The sequence below is a fragment of the Serratia rubidaea genome (assembly GCF_016026735.1).
Taxonomy (GTDB): Bacteria; Pseudomonadota; Gammaproteobacteria; order Enterobacterales; family Enterobacteriaceae; genus Serratia_B; species Serratia_B rubidaea.
Map to the genome: position 1 here is coordinate 4,697,663 of NZ_CP065640.1, position 16,674 is coordinate 4,714,336.

The 16,674-nt window shown below is 66.2% G+C and carries 16 protein-coding genes; 1 reads left to right on the forward strand and 15 read right to left on the reverse strand.

Features of this window, described 5'->3' with window-relative positions:
* Positions 1 to 3: 3 nt before the first annotated feature.
* The 9 genes from I6G83_RS22105 to I6G83_RS22145 all read right to left on the reverse strand — a co-directional run bounded on the left by I6G83_RS22105 (position 4) and on the right by I6G83_RS22145 (position 9,839).
* Positions 4 to 1,326, reverse strand: a complete 1,323-nt coding sequence (locus I6G83_RS22105) for a PTS sugar transporter subunit IIC (protein ID WP_015672984.1) — start codon at positions 1,324 to 1,326, stop codon at positions 4 to 6.
* Positions 1,323 to 1,646: a PTS sugar transporter subunit IIB gene (locus I6G83_RS22110; protein ID WP_054307116.1), complete on the reverse strand. Its 324-nt coding sequence runs from the start codon at positions 1,644 to 1,646 to the stop codon at positions 1,323 to 1,325. Before I6G83_RS22110 ends, I6G83_RS22105 begins: the two co-directional genes overlap by 4 nt.
* A gap of 228 nt (positions 1,647 to 1,874) precedes the next feature.
* Positions 1,875 to 2,966 carry an alkylhydroperoxidase domain protein gene (locus I6G83_RS22115; RefSeq protein ID WP_062779059.1) on the reverse strand — a complete coding sequence of 364 codons (1,092 nt, stop codon included), beginning with the start codon at positions 2,964 to 2,966 and terminating at the stop codon, positions 1,875 to 1,877.
* Positions 2,963 to 4,009: a putative FMN-dependent luciferase-like monooxygenase gene (locus I6G83_RS22120; protein ID WP_062779056.1), complete on the reverse strand. Its 1,047-nt coding sequence runs from the start codon at positions 4,007 to 4,009 to the stop codon at positions 2,963 to 2,965. Before I6G83_RS22120 ends, I6G83_RS22115 begins: the two co-directional genes overlap by 4 nt.
* Positions 3,999 to 5,666 carry a dipeptide ABC transporter ATP-binding protein gene (locus I6G83_RS22125; RefSeq protein ID WP_054307738.1) on the reverse strand — a complete coding sequence of 556 codons (1,668 nt, stop codon included), beginning with the start codon at positions 5,664 to 5,666 and terminating at the stop codon, positions 3,999 to 4,001. Before I6G83_RS22125 ends, I6G83_RS22120 begins: the two co-directional genes overlap by 11 nt.
* Positions 5,663 to 6,517 (reverse strand): ABC transporter permease, encoded by an 855-nt coding sequence (locus tag I6G83_RS22130; RefSeq protein WP_054307737.1) that lies wholly within the window; start codon positions 6,515 to 6,517, stop codon positions 5,663 to 5,665. Before I6G83_RS22130 ends, I6G83_RS22125 begins: the two co-directional genes overlap by 4 nt.
* On the reverse strand, positions 6,514 to 7,458 hold the full coding sequence (locus tag I6G83_RS22135) for an ABC transporter permease (RefSeq protein WP_054307736.1): 945 nt from the start codon (positions 7,456 to 7,458) through the stop codon (positions 6,514 to 6,516). The genes I6G83_RS22130 and I6G83_RS22135 overlap by 4 nt, the downstream gene beginning before the upstream one ends.
* Before the next feature lie 9 nt (positions 7,459 to 7,467).
* Positions 7,468 to 9,093, reverse strand: a complete 1,626-nt coding sequence (locus I6G83_RS22140; RefSeq protein ID WP_054307735.1) for a TIGR04028 family ABC transporter substrate-binding protein — start codon at positions 9,091 to 9,093, stop codon at positions 7,468 to 7,470.
* Between the two features lie 119 nt (positions 9,094 to 9,212).
* Complete coding sequence (locus tag I6G83_RS22145; RefSeq protein ID WP_054307734.1) at positions 9,213 to 9,839, reverse strand: alanyl-tRNA editing protein; 627 nt, start codon at positions 9,837 to 9,839, stop codon at positions 9,213 to 9,215.
* A gap of 76 nt (positions 9,840 to 9,915) precedes the next feature.
* On the opposite strand from I6G83_RS22145, the gene I6G83_RS22150 reads away from it, so the two are divergent.
* Positions 9,916 to 10,872, forward strand: coding sequence for a LysR family transcriptional regulator (locus I6G83_RS22150; protein WP_054307733.1), 957 nt, complete (start codon positions 9,916 to 9,918; stop codon positions 10,870 to 10,872).
* Here the strand turns inward: I6G83_RS22150 and alkB are convergent.
* The 6 genes from alkB to citX all read right to left on the reverse strand — a co-directional run bounded on the left by alkB (position 10,850) and on the right by citX (position 16,674).
* Positions 10,850 to 11,497, reverse strand: a complete 648-nt coding sequence (gene alkB / locus I6G83_RS22155) for a DNA oxidative demethylase AlkB (protein ID WP_054307732.1) — start codon at positions 11,495 to 11,497, stop codon at positions 10,850 to 10,852. The genes I6G83_RS22150 and alkB overlap by 23 nt on opposite strands.
* Before the next feature lie 100 nt (positions 11,498 to 11,597).
* Entirely contained in the window at positions 11,598 to 12,293 is a 696-nt protein-coding gene (locus tag I6G83_RS22160) for a 4'-phosphopantetheinyl transferase family protein (RefSeq protein ID WP_054307731.1), read from the reverse strand.
* Positions 12,294 to 12,389: 96 nt separating this feature from the next.
* Complete coding sequence (gene agp / locus I6G83_RS22165) at positions 12,390 to 13,619, reverse strand: bifunctional glucose-1-phosphatase/inositol phosphatase (RefSeq protein ID WP_054307730.1); 1,230 nt, start codon at positions 13,617 to 13,619, stop codon at positions 12,390 to 12,392.
* Positions 13,620 to 13,762: 143 nt separating this feature from the next.
* Complete coding sequence (locus I6G83_RS22170) at positions 13,763 to 15,226, reverse strand: anion permease (protein WP_054307729.1); 1,464 nt, start codon at positions 15,224 to 15,226, stop codon at positions 13,763 to 13,765.
* Between the two features lie 25 nt (positions 15,227 to 15,251).
* Positions 15,252 to 16,145, reverse strand: coding sequence for a triphosphoribosyl-dephospho-CoA synthase CitG (citG, locus tag I6G83_RS22175; protein ID WP_156484021.1), 894 nt, complete (start codon positions 16,143 to 16,145; stop codon positions 15,252 to 15,254).
* Entirely contained in the window at positions 16,126 to 16,674 is a 549-nt protein-coding gene (gene citX / locus I6G83_RS22180) for a citrate lyase holo-[acyl-carrier protein] synthase (RefSeq protein WP_062779050.1), read from the reverse strand. Before citX ends, citG begins: the two co-directional genes overlap by 20 nt.

Sequence of the window (16,674 nt, forward strand, 5' to 3'; positions counted from 1 at the left end):
ATGTCAGGAATTAACGGCGGCTTCGCCGCCCTGTGGTGATTGTTTTTCCTGCTCCTGCCTGATCAGCGTGCGCTCATAGGCCTTCAGGAACGGGTAGTACATCAGCGCCGACAGCACCATGCAGAACAGGCACATCAACAGCGGGCTGAGCGCCCAGTTCGCCGCCCAGGAGGCGCCGATCGGCGCCGGCGTGGTCCACGGCGTCAGCGACACCACCTGCGCCACCCAACCCAATTTGGTGGCGATATAGGCGAAGGTGGCGTTAATCATCGGCACCAGAATAAACGGCAGGAAAAACACCGGATTCATAATGATCGGCGCGCCGAACAGGATCGGTTCGTTGATGTTGAAGATGCTGGGCACCACGCCCATCTTGCCGATGCTGCGCAGATGCGCCGCCCGGCTGCGCAGCAGTAAAAACGCCAGCGGCAGCGTGGAGCCGACGCCGCCGATCAACAGGTAGTGATCCCAAAAGCCCTGCAGGTAGATATGCGGCAGCGCCGCGCCCGCCGCCAGCGCGCTCTGGTTCAGCGCCAGGTTGGTCATCCAGAACGGGTTCATAATGCCGGTGACGATCAGCGCGCCGTGAATACCGGCGAACCACAGCACCTGGCAAATAAGCACCGAGATCAGGATCGCCGGCAGCGAGTCCGACGCCGACACCAGCGGCTGCAGCAGATGCATGATCGCCTGAGGAATAATCATGCCGGTGTAGCTCTGCACCAGCAGGTTGAGCGGGTGCAGGGTGGCGACAATCACCACCACCGGGATCAGGATCTCGAACGAGCGCGCGACGCCGGTCGGCACCTCCTGCGGCAGGCGGATGGTGATCTTGTGTCGCTTCAGCCAGGCGTACACTTCACCGGCATACAGCGCGGTAATAATGGCGGTGAAAATCCCCTCGCCGGAGAAATACTGCGCGGAGATGGTGCCATCGCGGTACGGCGCCGCCACCAGCAGAAACGCCATCAGCGCCAGCAGGCCGGTCATAATCGGGTCAAGCTTATAATGCCGCCCCAGACTGGCGCCGATCCCCACCGAGATAAAGAAGGTCATCACCCCCATGCTGAGGTAAAACGGCAGCATCAGCTGCTCGCGATACTGCAGGGAAAAGTTCAGCCAGCCGCGGGCGAAGGCCCAACTGCTGTCGGCGGAGAACGGCGGGAAGATAAACACCAGCATAAACGAGCCGATGATCATAAACGGCAGCGCAGAGACAAAGCCGTCGCGGATCGCAATCACATGGCGCTGCTGGCCGACGCTGCCGGCCAGCGGCGTCACCTTCTGCTCGATAAGGTTGACCATCGCCTGATAGAGGGACGTCATGCCGGCTCTCCCTGCTGTGCGATCAGCGCCAGCGCGAAGTCCAGCACCTTATCGCCGCGCTGCATGCCGTAATCCATCATGTCGATCGCCGCGACCGGAATGCCCTGCTCCGCTGCGCGCGCCGACAGCGCCGGCAGCATATATTTCACCTGCGGCCCCAGCAGCACCACCTGATAGCGGCTGAACTGCTCGTCAAACTCCCCCGCGCTGTAGGCGGCGATCTCCACCGGCAGATCGCGGCTGGCAGCCTCCGCCGTCATTTTTTTCACCAGCAGACTGGTCGACATCCCCGCAGAACAGCAAAGCATAATCTTCTTCATTGTTATTACCCCAGTGATGGATGGATGCGTTTCTCACCGCCATTGGAAACGATATGGAAACCGGTTTCCAACGCCAATAAACCGGAATGAGAGCGTTCTCAAGCATCGGGGATAAAATCAGGGAAACGACGTGAGGCGGGTCACAAGTTATGCCGTTAGCGGACGTTACGGCATAAAAAAACCCGTAGCACGTGCTACGGGGGGCAAAAAAGGCCGGAAACCGACGGCCTAAGGCTCAAACGGTTCGCCCAGCGTCAGCATCAGCCGGTTGGCCCAGGCAAAAAACGCCGTCGACTGCACCAGATCCAACAGCGCCAGTTCGCTCAGTCCCTGACGGCGCAGCGTCGCCAGCTGTTCAGCATCCGCCCGCGGCGGCGTGGCCGACAGCGCGGCGGCAAACTCAATCTGCGCACTCCACGCCTCCTGCTGGCCGGCGCTCAGCACGCCGCCGGGCGCGACATCCAGCAGGCGCTGCACCTCTTCTTCCCGCTTCGACAGCTGCGCCGCCTTGCGCGCATGCACCGAGGCGCAATAAATACAGCCGTTAACCTTGCTGGCCACCGTCGCCGCCAGTTCGCGATCCTGACGCGCCAGCCCGCCGGAAGTGTAGAAAATCGCCCGGTCCGCCAGCGTGCGCTGCTCCAGCAGCGGATGATTGCGCGCCAGCAGGCGGAAATAGTCGGAATCGGTATGGCCGAAACGCGCCAGCAGCGCCAGCCCTGCGGCGTCGAACTCCGCCAGCGGCTTGGCGGCGATCCACGGCTCCCAGCCCAGTTCCTGCCGGGTGAACGCCGGCGGCGCGGGGCGGCCGCCGTGGGTGAGCGGCGCACGGCGCCAGCTGGCGGCAGGCACCGGCTCGGCCGCCGGCGGCACGTCGCCGGCCAGCAGCCGATAGCCGTACAGCAGACGGCTCTGGAAACTGACAAAGGCGATCAGCTGTGACAGCGTGACTATCGCCGCAGGCGACCAGCCCGCCTGCTGCAGCGCCTGTAAATGTTCCGGCGCGGCCTCGGCCAGCTTAAACGCCAGCCGCTCCGCATGGTCTAGCGCCGCGCTCAGCCGCGGCGTGGTAGCCGGACGCCGCTGCTGCCGCGCCGCATAGTGCGCCGCCAGCGCGCTCGCGCCATGCCATTCGCTGATGCGTTGCGCCAACAGCGCGCGCTCATCCGCCGGGAAATCCTCCTCTTCCGCGTCAAACAAGGCGTGATAGCTGGCCTGAATCGCGTCGCTCGCCCCCTGGCGCGTAATGCGCGCCTGCGTCAGTTCGGCGGAACGCTCCGCCTGCGCCAGCGTTGCCAGCAGATCGTTACTGTCCGTCATACCCTTTCCTCTGTCTGATGAGATGGTGCGGCCGCAGCCGGTTCTGACCGCCGCCAGCCCAGCGCCGGCGCGACGTCGCGCGCAATCAGCGCGATGGAGCGTAAAATTTCGCGGTGCGGCGGATCGATCGAATGCACCTGAAACGCCAGATCGGTCACCCGCGCCAGCGCGCTGTCCTGCTGCAGCGAGGCAATCGCCCGCTCCGGCGTGCCCAGGTGCACGTCAAAGGCGCGGATCAGGCCGTCCAGCGACTCGTCCGCCGGCCGGTGCCCCGCCGCGCGCAGCCGCTCCAGTCCGCGGCTCAGTCCCTGCGCGGCGAAATCCCGCGCCCTGGCGTTGTCCTCACAGACAAACAGGGTGCGCGATCCCATAATGCGCGGCTCAACGCCCGGCGGCAGCGCCGCCAGATAGGCGTCGATAATCGGGTTTTGCAGCGCGTCCAGCGGCATATCCGGCGCGTCCGCCGGGCGCGGCTGGGTGCGCGACAGCATCAGCCCGTCGCCCGCCCGGCCGGCGCGCTCACCGCCCGCCACCGAAAAGGTCGCCTGCCACACGCGGCGCGCAAGCTGCGGTGCGGCGGGATACAGCCGGTTGTCCTCGTCGCCCAGCGGCTCACCGCGCCACGCCTGCAGCAGGGTGTGCAGATGCGCGCTGAACGCCGCATTGCGCTGGCCGGCGTCCAGACCAAAGGCGCTGAACGCCGACGGCGTGCCGCCCGCCGCCAGCCCCACCTCCAGCCGCCCGCCGGACAGCAGATCCAGCACCGCGGCGTCTTCCGCCACCCGCACCGGCGACTCCATCGGCAGCGTGATCACCCCGGTGCCCAGACGAATACGCCGGGTATGCGCCGCGGCGTGCGTCAGAAACACCAGCGGCGCCGGCAGCCCGCCTTCGTCCTCATGGAAGTGGTGCTGCGCCACCCAGGCGCTGTCAAAACCGACGCGCTCCGCCTGCACGATCTGCTCCAGCGCCAGCCGGTAGCGTTCCTGCGCGCTGCCCCGGTCCAGCAGGCGGGTGAAAAAACCAAGTCTTTTACTGCTCATAGGCATCCTTAACAGGCTGAAAGTCGCGGCGGAAATGGCGACCGGGAATGGCATCCAGCAACTGGCGGGTGTACGCGCTGCCAGGCCGGGCAAAGACCGCGTCGGTAGCGCCATAGTCCACCTGCCGCCCGTGCTGCAGCACCGAAACGCCGTGCGAGATCTGCCGCACCGTCGCCAGATCGTGAGAAATAAACAGATAGGTCAGCCCCAGCTCCTGCTGCAGCGTCTGCAGCAGGCGTAAGATTTGCGCCTGCACCGTGACGTCCAGCGCCGAGGTCGCCTCGTCCAGCACCAGCACGCGCGGCTGCAGCACCAGCGCCCGGGCGATCGCCACCCGCTGACGCTGGCCGCCGGAAAGCTCGTGCGGCCGGCGGTTAAGCAGCTCGTCCGGCAGCGCCACACGGTCGAACAGCTCGCGCACCCGGCGATAGCGTTCCGCCTTGCCCGGCGCGGCATAGTTCAGCAGCGGCTCCTCGATCGCCTGATACAGCGTCTGGCGCGGGTCGAGCGAACCAAACGGATTTTGATAGACCAGTTGGATACGGCGGCGGAACTGCCGCAGCGCCTCGCCGCGCAGCCGGGTCAGATCGACGCCGTCGACGCTAATCTGGCCGGCATCCGGGCGCTCGAAGCCCAGCAGACAGCGCGCCAGCGTGGTTTTGCCGGAGCCGGACTCGCCCACCAGCGCATGGGTGCAGCCCTGCTCCACGCTGAACGACACCCGATCCAGGGCGCGAAACGGCTCGCCCCGACGTCCGGCGAAGCGAAAATCCTTCACCAGCCCGCTGACCACGATCGTCGGCTCACGCCGGCCATCGCTTACCGGCGCCGGCCGGCTGCTCAGCGCCGGCGCATCGGCAAACAGCCGGCGGGTGTAGTCATGGGCGGGATGGCGCAACAGCACCTCGGCGGCGCCCTGCTCCTGGATCCGCCCGTGGCGGAACACCAGAATGCGATCGGCGCGTTCGGCCGCCACGCCCAGATCGTGCGTGACAAACAGCACCGCGGTGCCGGACTCGCGCCGCAGTTCGTCAATCAAATCGAGAATGCGTTTTTGCACCGTGGCGTCCAGCGCGCTGGTCGCCTCATCGGCGATGATCAGCGCCGGCCGCAGCGCAATGGCGATAGCGATCAGCACCCGCTGCTTCATGCCGCCGGACAGCTGATGCGGGTATTGATGCACGCGCTGCGCCGGATGAGACAGCCCGACGCGGCCGAGCAGCGCCTCCACCTGCTGGCGCACCTGCTTCGCCGGCAGCCGGCGGTGGATCTGAATAATTTCCGCCACCTGCTCGCCGATGGTTTTGACCGGGTTCAGCGAACTGGCCGGGTCCTGCGGGATCAGACTGATCTGCGCGCCGCGCAGCGCCTCCATCCGTCGCGACGACCAGTGCGCGATATCGACGCCGTTAAAACGGATCTCCCCCTGCTCCAGCCGGCCGTTTTCCGCCAGCAGCCCCATGATCGCCTGAGCGGTGGTGGTCTTGCCGGAGCCGGATTCCCCCACCAACGCCACCACTTCGCCCGGCTGAATGCTGAAGGAGACGTCATCAACCACCTGGCGGTGCCCGTCGCGCCCCTGATAGCCGATGGCGACCCGGGACAGCGCCAGCAGCGGCGCGGAAGCAGTCTGTAATAATGCGCTGTGCAGCGTCATAGCGTGCGTCCTCCGTTTGTCCGGCCGATGCGGTTGGCCGCCAGCACCACGGCGATCACCGCCAGGCCGGGAAAGGTGGTCAGCCACCAGGCGGTCGCCAGATAGTTGCGCCCTTCGGCGATCAGCAGCCCCCACTCCGGCGTGGGCGGCGGCGCGCCGTAGCCGAGGAAGCTCAGCGTGGCGATCGCCAGGATCGCATTGCCGAACTGCAGCGCCGAAAACGCCAGCACCGAGGTCAGCGAGTTCGGCAGAATATGCCGCCACAGCACCGCGCGGAAGGTGCCGCCGCTGCCGTAGGCCGCTTCGACATAGTCGCTGCGGCGCACCCGCACCACCTCGACGCGCGCCAGACGGGCGAAGTTGGCCACCGAAGTGATGCCGACAGCGATGGCGGCGTTCACCGTGCCGAAGCCCAGCAGGATAATCACGCTGAGCGCCAGCAGCAGCCCGGGGATCGCCAGCAGCACGTCGACGATACGCATCATAAGCGCGTCCGCCGCGCCGCCCAGCGCGCCGGCGGTCATCCCCAGCGCGCTGCCCGCCAGCAGCCCCACCGTCACCGCCACCAGCGCGCCGCTCAGCGTCTGGGCGGCGCCGTAGACCATGCGCGCATACAGATCGCGCCCCAGCTGATCGGTGCCGAGCCAGTGTTCGCCGCCCGGCGCCAGACGGTGCGCGCCGGCAATGCCCTCCACCGCGCTATAGCCGGTAAACAGCCCCGGCGCCAGCGCCCACAGCGCCGCCACGATCACCACCGCCCAGGCCAGCAGTAGCGACAGCGGCAGCCGCAGGTAGCGGCGGCGTGGTCCCCCGGCGCCGTCCGCCGGTTTATCAAAGAAAAGCGTGCTCATACTCCGGCTCCTGCATAGTGATTCAGACGCGGATCCAGCAGCGGATACAGCAGATCCACCAGTAAGTTGATCGCAACGAACGCCGCCGCCGAGATCACTACGATCGCCTGCAGCACCGCCACGTCCTGATTCTCCACCGCCTGCCGGGTCAGCTGCCCCAGCCCGCTGCGGCCGAACACCGTTTCGGTCACCAGCGCGCCGGCGATCAGCTCGCCAAACAGCATGCCGGCGATGGTCAGCGTCGGCAGCATGGCGTTGCGCGCAATATGGCGCAGCAACACCCGCCCCGCGCTGGCTCCCTTGGCGCGGGCGACGGCGACAAACGGCTGGGTGCGCACCCGGTCGATGCTGCGCAGCAGGATCTGCGCCAGCGGCGCGGAAATCGGCAGCGCCAGCGTGACCAGCGGCAGTATCAGCCCCTGCCATTCGCCGGGGTTGATAATCGGCACCAGCCGCAGGCGGAAGGAGAACAGCTGGATCAGCGCAATACCCAGCCAGAAGGTCGGCACCGAGACAAACAGCGCCGGCAACGCCTGCAGCGCCGCGCGCAGCCTGCCGAAACCGGTCAGGTTGGCCAGCAGCGCGATAGCCAGCGCCAGCAGCAGCGCCAGCATCAACCCCAGCGCCGCCAGCTGCAGCGTCGCCGGCAGGTTGGCCGCCAGCAGATCGCTGACCGCAACGCCGGCCTGCAGGGAATACCCCATATCGCCGCGTAAAAAATTGCCCAGCGTATGCAGATACTGCCGCCACAGCGGCAAGTCGGCGCCGTAGGCGGCGCGCAGCTGCGCCACCTGTTCAGGGCTGAGGCCCATCTCCGGATTCTGGAACTGGATCAGCACCGCATCCCCCGGCAGCACCTGCAGCAGCAGGAATGACAGGGTAAACGCCGCCCACAGCACCAGCAGCGCCTGGCCGATGCGGCCGCTCAGATATCGGCTCATCTCGCCTCCTCAGCGTTTATTCAGCCACGCGCCGTAAAAGCTCGGCCGTCCCACCGCCTCAAAGCTGACGCCGTGCAGATACGGCGCGCCGGCAAACACCTGCGGCTCTTCAAAGAACGGGATGACATAGGCCTGCTCCAGCAGGTAGCGTTGGGCGTCGGCGGCAATCTTCAGCCGCTGCGGCGCGTCGACTTCGCTGGCGATCCCCAGCAGCAGCGCATTCAGCCGCGCATCGCTGAAGCGGCTGTTTTTACCGGCGCCGCCCTGCTGCAGCAGACCGTCGCGGTTCTCTGGATAAAACTGGCTCTTAATCACGTCCGGGTCGGCGCGCCCCACCTCGATCACCGCCAGCGGCGTTTTCTGCGGGTCGAGGTTATCCGCCACCTTGCTGCCGGCATCGCCCGGCAGGATCGTCAGCCGCGCGCCCACCTTGCCCCACTGTTGGGAAACCAGCTGCAGCACCGCCTTGTTCTGCGGCTGCGGCAGCGACTCATACACCGTCAGGCGTAATGCTTTGCCGTCCTTCTCCCGCAGGCCGTCGGCGCCGCGCCGCCAGCCCGCCTCGTCCAGCAGCCGGTTCGCCAGCGCCGGGTCAAAGGTCAGCGAGGAGGAGAGATCGACAAAGCCGGGCGCGCCGGACGCCACCACCGATTTTGCCGGCGGATAGTTGGCGGAGAACAGCGTCGCGACGATCTGTTGGCTGTCGGTGGCGTGCAGCAGCGCGCGGCGCACCCGCAGATCGCTGACCAACGGGTTATCCGGGCGGAAGGCCAGACTGTCGTTGACGCCGCGGGTCGGCGCGGCATAAATCGTAAACCCCTGCTCCCGGGTCGGCCGTTCGTCATACGCCTGGATCTGACGGATAAAGTCGGCCTGGCCGGCCAGCAGCGCGCCGATGCGCACGCTGTCTTCACCGGCGACGATCACCTTGACCCGATCAAGGTTGGCCCGCCCCTGCTGCTTCAACGCCGGCGGCCCCCAGCGGTAATCCTTACGCGCGCTGAGCGTCACCTCGCGCCCCAGTTTTTCATCGCTGACCACAAACGGCCCGGAGCCGATGATATGGCGCGCATCGCCCAGTTGCTCATAGCTGCGCTGCAGCGTGCCGAGCGACACCAGCCCGGAGCCGATGGTGGCCGTGCCCTGCAGAAAGCCCGGCGACGGCCGCTTGAAATAGAACTTCACCGTCAGCGGATCGATCACCTCGCTGCGGGCGTAGTTGTTGATCACTTCGGAAACCGGCAGCTTCAGCGCCGCATTGCCCAGGCCGTAGGTGTCGAAGTTTTTCGCTACCGCGTTGGCGTCCAGCGGCGTACCGTCGGAGAAGGTCACGCCCGGCCGCAGCTTGAAGGTATATTCGGTTTTATCCGCGTTGCTGCTCCACGACTCGGCGATCCACGGTTCGATCGCCAGCGTGTCCGGATTCTGGTAGGTCAGTTTGTCGGTGATTTGGTTGAGAATGCCGCCGTTGGGGTAAAAGCCGCCCGACGGCGGATAAAGATTGGTATGCGCCTGCTGCTCCAGATACACCAGCGTGCCGCCCTGCACCGTCGCCCCTGCCGGCGCATTCAGCGCCGCGGCGCCCAGCGTCAGCGCGATTCCCCGCGCTAAAATCTTGCCCGAAAAGTTCACCATACCCGCCCTTATATTTCTGTAAGTTATCGCTTAGATAACAAACCAAAACGGCGCGCGGTTGAACGAACAAATATCGCATTCCTTTTGCAGAAAATGCACAAGGCGGGCGGCCCGACGGCCTACAACGTGTAGTACACCACCAGCTGACCCTTTTTCATTTTCAGCGCGCTGATGGTCACCTCGCCCAGCTCGGCCAGCGAGCGCACGTGGGTGCCGCCGCAGCCGTAGGCCGGCAAATCGCCGAAGCCGACCTGACGCACGCCGTTTTCCTGCTGCTGACGGCGCGGCAGGTCGGCGGCGATCAGCGTATTCATCGCCTGCTGCAGCCACGCCTGCTCCAGCGCCCTGACGCCGTCGCCGGGCGCCAGGGTAATACGTCCCTCACCCGGCCAGTGGTGCGCCTTCACCGGCCGCCAGCCCTGCGTCTCCCCCAGATAGCCAATCAGATGGCCGGCGGAGTGCCAGCGCGCATGCAGCGCGCGCAGCCGGCCGTCAACCGCCAGCGTAACCGGCCCCGGCGGCTGCGGCCGCGCCACCACGTGCAGGATATCATCGCCGTGCGGCACCAGCCGCAGCAGCGGCTCGCCGTTCAGGCTGCCGCCGTCGGCCGGCTGGCCGCCGCCCTGCGGATGAAACAGCGTGCCGTCCAGAACAAGCGCATGGTTACCGTCCTCCAGCGGCCGGCAATCCAACAGCTGCGCCTGCCCCTGCAGTTCATCGCTGTAGTAATAACGTCGTTCGGTCATCGTTTATTCTCCGGTTGATTCACCCTGCACACAGTATATTCATGTCATAATCAGAGGATAATCCGTTACCAGAAGAATGGACTTTTGCGCTGTGATCACAAATCAAGCCTCCGCATTACTGGCCGAGATGGCCGTATTCGTCCAGGTGGCCGAGAGCGGCAGTTTCTCCGCCGCCGCCCGCCGGCTGGGCGCGTCGCCTTCGGCCGTCAGCCGCAGCGTCAGCAAGCTGGAACAGGCGCTGGGGCTGCGGCTGCTGCACCGCACCACCCGTAAACTGCGCCTGAGCGAACCGGGAGAGAGCGCCCTGCAGTACTGCCGGCAGATGCTGGCGGCGGCCGAGGCGGTGCTCAGCCTCAGCGGGCAAAACCATGCCGAACCGGAAGGATTGGTCAGCGTCAGCGTACCGAAAGCGGTCGGCCGCTTTGTGCTGCATCCGCATATGCCGGCCTTTCTGCAGCGCTACCCCAAGGTGGACGTGCGCCTGCGGCTGGAAGACCGCTATATGGATTTGATTGACGACGGCGTGGATCTGGCGCTGCGCATCACCGACAGCCCGTCGCCGGGCCTGATTGGCCGCAGGCTGATGGAGATTGAGCACCTGCTGTGCGCCACGCCGCACTATCTGGTGCAGCACGGCACGCCGCAACAGCCGCAGGAGCTGGCGCAGCACAGCTGCATCTATCTGGGGGAGACGCCGCACGACGCACGCTGGCGTTTCCGCCGCGCGGGCAGGACGCAGACGATCAACGTGCGCGGGCGCTATGCCGCCAACCACACCGGCGTGCGGCTGGATGCGGTCAGGCAGCATATCGGCATCGGCAGCCTGCCGTACTTTACCGCCCGGCAGGCGCTGGCGGACGGCGAGCTGGTGCAGGTGCTGCCGGAGTGGGAGTTTCTCAGTAATTATCGCGGCGGGCTGTGGCTGCTGTATGCGCCGACGCCGCACCTGCCCGCCCGGCTGCGGGTGTTTATCGACCATCTGGTCGCCTGCCTGGCGCAGCAGCCGCGGCTTACAGCGCCTTGCGCAGAGTGATATTGATGCGCTGTGACCCCACCAGCGAGTGGTAGCCCTCCTTCACCGGCAGAATGCCGTGGAAGCACAGCCGCGACGGGCCGCCCCACACCACCACGTCGCCGTGCGCCAGCGGAATGCGCCGCGCCCGGTCGCTGCGCTGCAGGCCGCCGAACTGGAACACCGCCGGCAGCCCGAGCGATACCGAGACGATCGGCGCGCCGAAATCGCGCTCGTCCTTGTCCTGATGCAGCGACAGTTTGCTGCCGGGGTCGTAACGGTTGATCAGGCAGGAGTCCGGCGTAAAGTGGCCAAAGCCGGCCTGCAGCGCGGCTTCGTCCGCCAACGCCAGCAAAATGGGCGGGATCGCCGGCCAGCGGCGGCCGCTGCGCGCGTCGCGCTCGGCGTAGCGGTAGCCGCGGCTGTCGCTGGTCCAGCCGTTGCCGCACCAGCTCATCGCCACCGACATGGTATAGCCGCCGGGCGTGGTCAGATGCCGCCACGGCACCTGCGCCACCACGCCGCGCACCGCCGCCAGCAGCTCGGGGCCGTGGTCGCGCACAAAACCGTGCAGCACCACCGCGCCGGGGGCGATCTCCTCGCGCCACGGCGCCGGCAGCGCGTCTTCAAAAAGATCGATCGTCATCGCCGATACCTGTTTATTTAACCAGTATTTATTGTAGCGGCGAAAACGCGCTTGTCCAGCGCCGCCGTCAGCGGCGAAGATATCCGTCTAATAGATTGATTCAGAAGAAAATAAACGTAGTTACGTTGTCACCATCAAGCGTAAAGCGCCCGTTGAAACGCCGCCCGGCCGGGCACTGCGGCGTTAAATCCTGCAGCAGCGCCAGCGTAAAGGTCTGCGCCTGCGGGTCCAGCGCGACGATGTGCGCATCGAGAAAATCAAAGTAGCGCCGCACCTGCGGGTAGAGCGCCTTGAACAGGCTCTCTTTGGCGGAAAACGTCAGCGTCAGCGCCAGGCTGAACGACAGCGGCTGCTGACGCAGCCACGCCTGCTCCGCCGGATTGACGATCCCGCTCCACAGCTGCTCGGCGCGCTGCGCCGGCATCTGCGTTTCCACATCCAGCCCGACGCCGCCGCCGCGGGTCGCCGGCGCCACGGCGCACAGCGCGGTATCCGCGTTGTGGCTCAGCGCGCCGGCAATGCCGACCGGCCAGACCGGCGCGCGATCGGCGCCGCGCGCCACCAGCTGCTGCGGATGCCCCAGCGCCTCCAGCGCCTGGCGCGCCAGCAGGCGTCCGGCCAGATACTCCGCCCGGCGCTTCGCCACCGCCGCGGACAGATGGTCAGGGAACGGCAGCGCCGCCTGTTGCCACAGCGCGTCATGGTAGGCCGTCAGGCTGAAACGGCCGCGGATAACCCGGCCGGGAAAGTCGCTGACCGGCAGCCAGCAGATATCGGTAAGAAACGTAGTGAGCACGGCGGTTCCGCAGTTTAGGATCGACTGGGAGCAGTGTAATGCGAGTGACGGGCGGGCGTACAGCCCCTCTCTCACCGGAGAAAGGGGCAATAGCCGTTACAGCATCGTTTTCATCGCTTTTTCGAAATCGCTCCAGCTGCAGAAGCCGTTTTTATCGATCGGGCAGCCTTCCAGCGCCATCGTCACCCGCTGCGGCGGATGCTGCAGCGTCAGCTTGTCGGCGTTGCGCAGCTGCTCGGTGGACTGATAGACATACTCAATCTTCAGCAGGTCGCGATCGCCCTGCTTATCGTGCCAGCGCTGGAACACCAGCTTGCCGCCGATCGGCGTTTTTTCATACTGCTGCGGCAGCTGATAAGGCTTGAAGCGCATCGCCGACAGCAGCGAGGCGATGTTGGAGTCATGCCCCACCAGCACCGTCAGCTTCGGCGCTTCGCCCTTCGCCTTGCCGATCAGCGCCCCGTTGATGTAGCTCAGCAGCGGCTTGGCGACGTTCTGCGCCACCACCGTCGAGGTGAACAGCGAATCCTGATAGCCGTCTTTCAGCTGCGCCAGCTGCCGCCACTGCTCCGGCGTTTTCACCTTGCCCCACGCCACCTGGTCGGCCGGGAAGCCTTCGTAATACTGCAGCATAAAGGCGTCCACCAGCGAGTTGCCCACCCGCAGCGGGCCGGCGACGCCCGGCTCCTTGCCCGGCACCGCGCTCATGGTGCTGGTTGCCGCGGTCAGGTCGCACTGTTTGTCGGTTTTACAGGCGCTGGAGTCGGCGTAGTCGGTGATCTGCGCCAGCTGCCGGTAGGCGGCATCCAGCTGCAGCGAGTGCAGCTTGTCGTTCATCGCCTTCAGCGCCTGCTGGTTAAACGTCTCGCTGTTATCGGTGATGATCGGGTTAAAGGTCGGGTCCATGGTCCCCATTTTTTCCTGATGGTGCACCGCCACGTCACAGCCCGGGAACGCGCCGTTGGTAAAGAACTGCGCGGTGGCTACCGTGCGCTGCAGGCTGTTGGCGTAGACGTAGACGCTGTCCGCCGTCGGGCAGCCCTGCTGCGGCAGCAGGCCGGCCTGCTTCAGCCAGGCGTTAAAGTAGTGCCCCATATACACTTCCAGCACCCCGCCCTTGGTGGTCAGCTCGCCGCCCGGCGTATCCCACTGCGGCCAGGCCTGCGGCGTCGAGTTGGCCAGCACGCTGCCGTTATTGGCCAGCGGCGCGCGCAGGTTGTGGCGGCTCATCACCAGCACCTGCTCCAGCTGATAGTCGGCGGTTTCCGCCAGCGCAGAGGCGGAAAACAGCAGCGGCAGGCAGAGCAGTATCTTGTTTTTCTTCATCGCTAAGGGTCCCTGTTGTGTGTGTTTTTAGTCAGTTAGCCTGACCAGACATCATGGCGGGGTTCGGCAAGAAAAGGTGTGAGGATTATCACGCGCGGCGCAATGCAGAGCGGCGGCCCCCTAACGGGCCGCCGAAAGAAGGTTTAATACCACAGGCTGAGGATCGGCCAGCCGATCAGCAGCAAGGCGGCGATATACAGCACGCCGAGGATCGCCCCCAGCCGCCAGTAGTCCTTCGACTTCACGTAGCCGCAGCCGTAGATAATCACCCCCGGGCCGGTGGCGTACGGCGTCAGCACGCCCATCAGGCCGATCGACAGCACCAGCAGAATCGACAGCTGCTCCATCGGCACGCCCGGCAGCCCCTTGCCCACCGCCAGGATCACCGGCAGCATGGTGGCGGTGTGGGCCGACAGGCTGGCAAACAGGTAGTGGGCGAAGTAGAACACCAGCACCAGCGCCACCACGGTCATCGTCGGCGAGAAGTCGCTCAGGTGGGTGCTCATGGTGGTGGCGAACCAGTCGATAAAGCCGGAGCGCGTCAGGCCGTTGGCCATCACCACCAGCGTCGCCAGATTCACCAGCGTGTTCCAGGCGCTGGAGTATTGGGTGATCGCCTTCCATGACACCACGTGCAGCGCCAGCATCAGCGACACCGCCAGCAGGCACACCGCGGTGGCGTTCACCACTTTACCGCCGAACACCCACAGGCACAGGCTGAGCAGCACCAGGCCGATCAGGGTGTACTCCTGACGGCTCAGCTTACCCATCTCCGCCAGCGCGCCGTCGGCCCAGCCGGCCACCTCGCTGCTGTGGGTGACGCCCGGCTTGTACAGGTAATAGGAGAGCAGCGGCGCGATAATCAGCAGCACCAGCCCTACCGGCAGGAACGCCATAAACCACTGCATCCAGCTGATATGCACGCCGGCGATCTTGCTGACAAACTCAATCCCCAGCACGTTCGGCGCCGCGCCGGTGACAAACATCGACGAACTGATGCTGGTGCCGACCACCATCATCCACATCAGGTAGCCGCCGATGCGCCGCGACGACGGGTCGTTGGGGAACGAGTCAAACAGCGGCGGCAGGTTTTTCACCACCGGGAACACGGTGCCGCCGGTGCGCGCGGTGTTGGACGGGGTGAACGGCGCCAGCAGGATATCGATAATCACCACCGCGTAGCCGAGCGTCAGCGTCCGCTTGCCCATAAACTTCACCAGAAACAGCGCGATGCGCCGCCCCAGCCCCGTGACCTCGTAACCGAGGGCAAAGATAAACGCGCCGAACACCAGCCACACCGTGGTGCTGGAAAAACCGGCCAGCCCCCACTTCAGCGCCTCTTTACCGGCCTTAAAGCCCGGCTCGGCCAGCTCCTGCGGGCTGAACAGCACCCAGGGCGCTCCCAGCACCCCCACCGTCACCGCGATAAAGCTGATGGCGGTCGCCGGGATCGGCTCCAGGATCATGCCGACAATCATGGCGACAAAAATGGCGAAGTAGCGCCACGCCTGCGGCGGCATGCCGTCCGGCGCCGGGATCAGCAGCAGCACCGCCAATACCACCAGCGGCGCCAGCGCCTTGGCGAATTTTTGTTTCAACGGACTCATAGAGGTTCTCCTGAACGCAGCATTATTATTCCTGTGAGGCCGCCGGCGGCATCTGCGCCAACAGCCAGGTGATCATCAGTAAATCGGCGCTGCCGCCGGGGCTGAGATGGCGGGCAATGCACTCGGCGTCAAACCGGCGCAGTCGCGCGTTGCCCTCGCTGCCGCCGGCGCCGCCCTGCGCCAGCAGCTGCGACGCCCGCTGCTGCAGCCAGCGCAGCCCTTCCATGCCGCCGCGCGCGGCGACATTGGTATCGTCGTTGTGCGCCATCAGCCACAGCAGGCAGTCCTGCAGCGCGCTCTGCGCGTCATCGCCCTGCCGCAGCCGCCGCAGATAGCGCGGCAATGCGCCGTGCAGCACCAGCGGGAAGCCCGCTTCGGCCTCGCCGCGCGCGCCGCCAAGACCATACCGGCGGTACAGCCGCTGGCCGGCGGTCTGTCCGGCGTTGTTGCGCCGCAGCTCACGCGCCGTCAGCCCCCGACAGATGGCCGCCACTTCCGCACACAGCGCGGCAGGCGTACGCCCCGACGGCGGCAGACGACCGAACGCGCAGCACAGCAGCCCCAGCGCAAATACGCTGCCCTTGTGGGTGTTGACGCCGCCGGTGGCGCGGAACATCTGGTTTTCGCAGGCCAGACCGAGCGGCCGCAGCCGCGCCAGCACGCGATCGGCCGGCAGCGCCGCATCCTGCCGCCCCTGACGGATAAAGCGCGGCAGCCAGACGCCGATGGCGCGCGCGCTGCGGTAGAAGTGGCCGATATGCATATCCCGGTGCGCGCCGTTGTTGTCACGATCCACCAGGCCGGGCTTCGGCGTCAGGTTGACCTCACTCAGCAAGGCGCGGTAGGCATGCAGGGCAAAACACCGCTCGTCCGCCGATGGCGGCGGCAAACAGGCGCAGCTAGCGGGCAGCGAGCGCAGCATTGAGCGTCTCCTCCATGGCGGCCAGCAGCTGCCCGACGTCGTGACGCCGCTGCCGTGCGCAGAGGCGCGCCGGCTGGTCGCACAGCAGGCAGCGCCGGGCGGGCAGCCCGCAGTCATCACGCGACAAAATACGCCCCTGCGCGTCCAGCACGTCGATATCCCACAGCCGCCCGGCGGGATGCGTCTCCTCCAGCCGGATGCAGCACTGCTTCACCTGCGGCGCGGCGGCCTGCAGCGAGATAAAACCTTCGCCGCCGGCGGGCAGTCCCAGCGCCTCGGCGCGCAGGCAATGCCAGCCCTGCCGCCGTTGCTCGTTGCGCAGCGCCTGCCAGCCGAGGTTAAAGATGCGCCGCGTCAGCGGGCTGTCCTTCAGCGCGCCGGGCGCCAGCGGCGTCAGCACCACCAGCGTCGTCGGGTGGCGCGCCAGCCAGGCCTGCTGGCGGTCGCGCCGCTGCTCGCGGGCGGCGAGCAGTTCCGTCAGGCCGACGGCGCGGTTGGCGGCCCGTTCGGGATGCAGAGTCGTCAT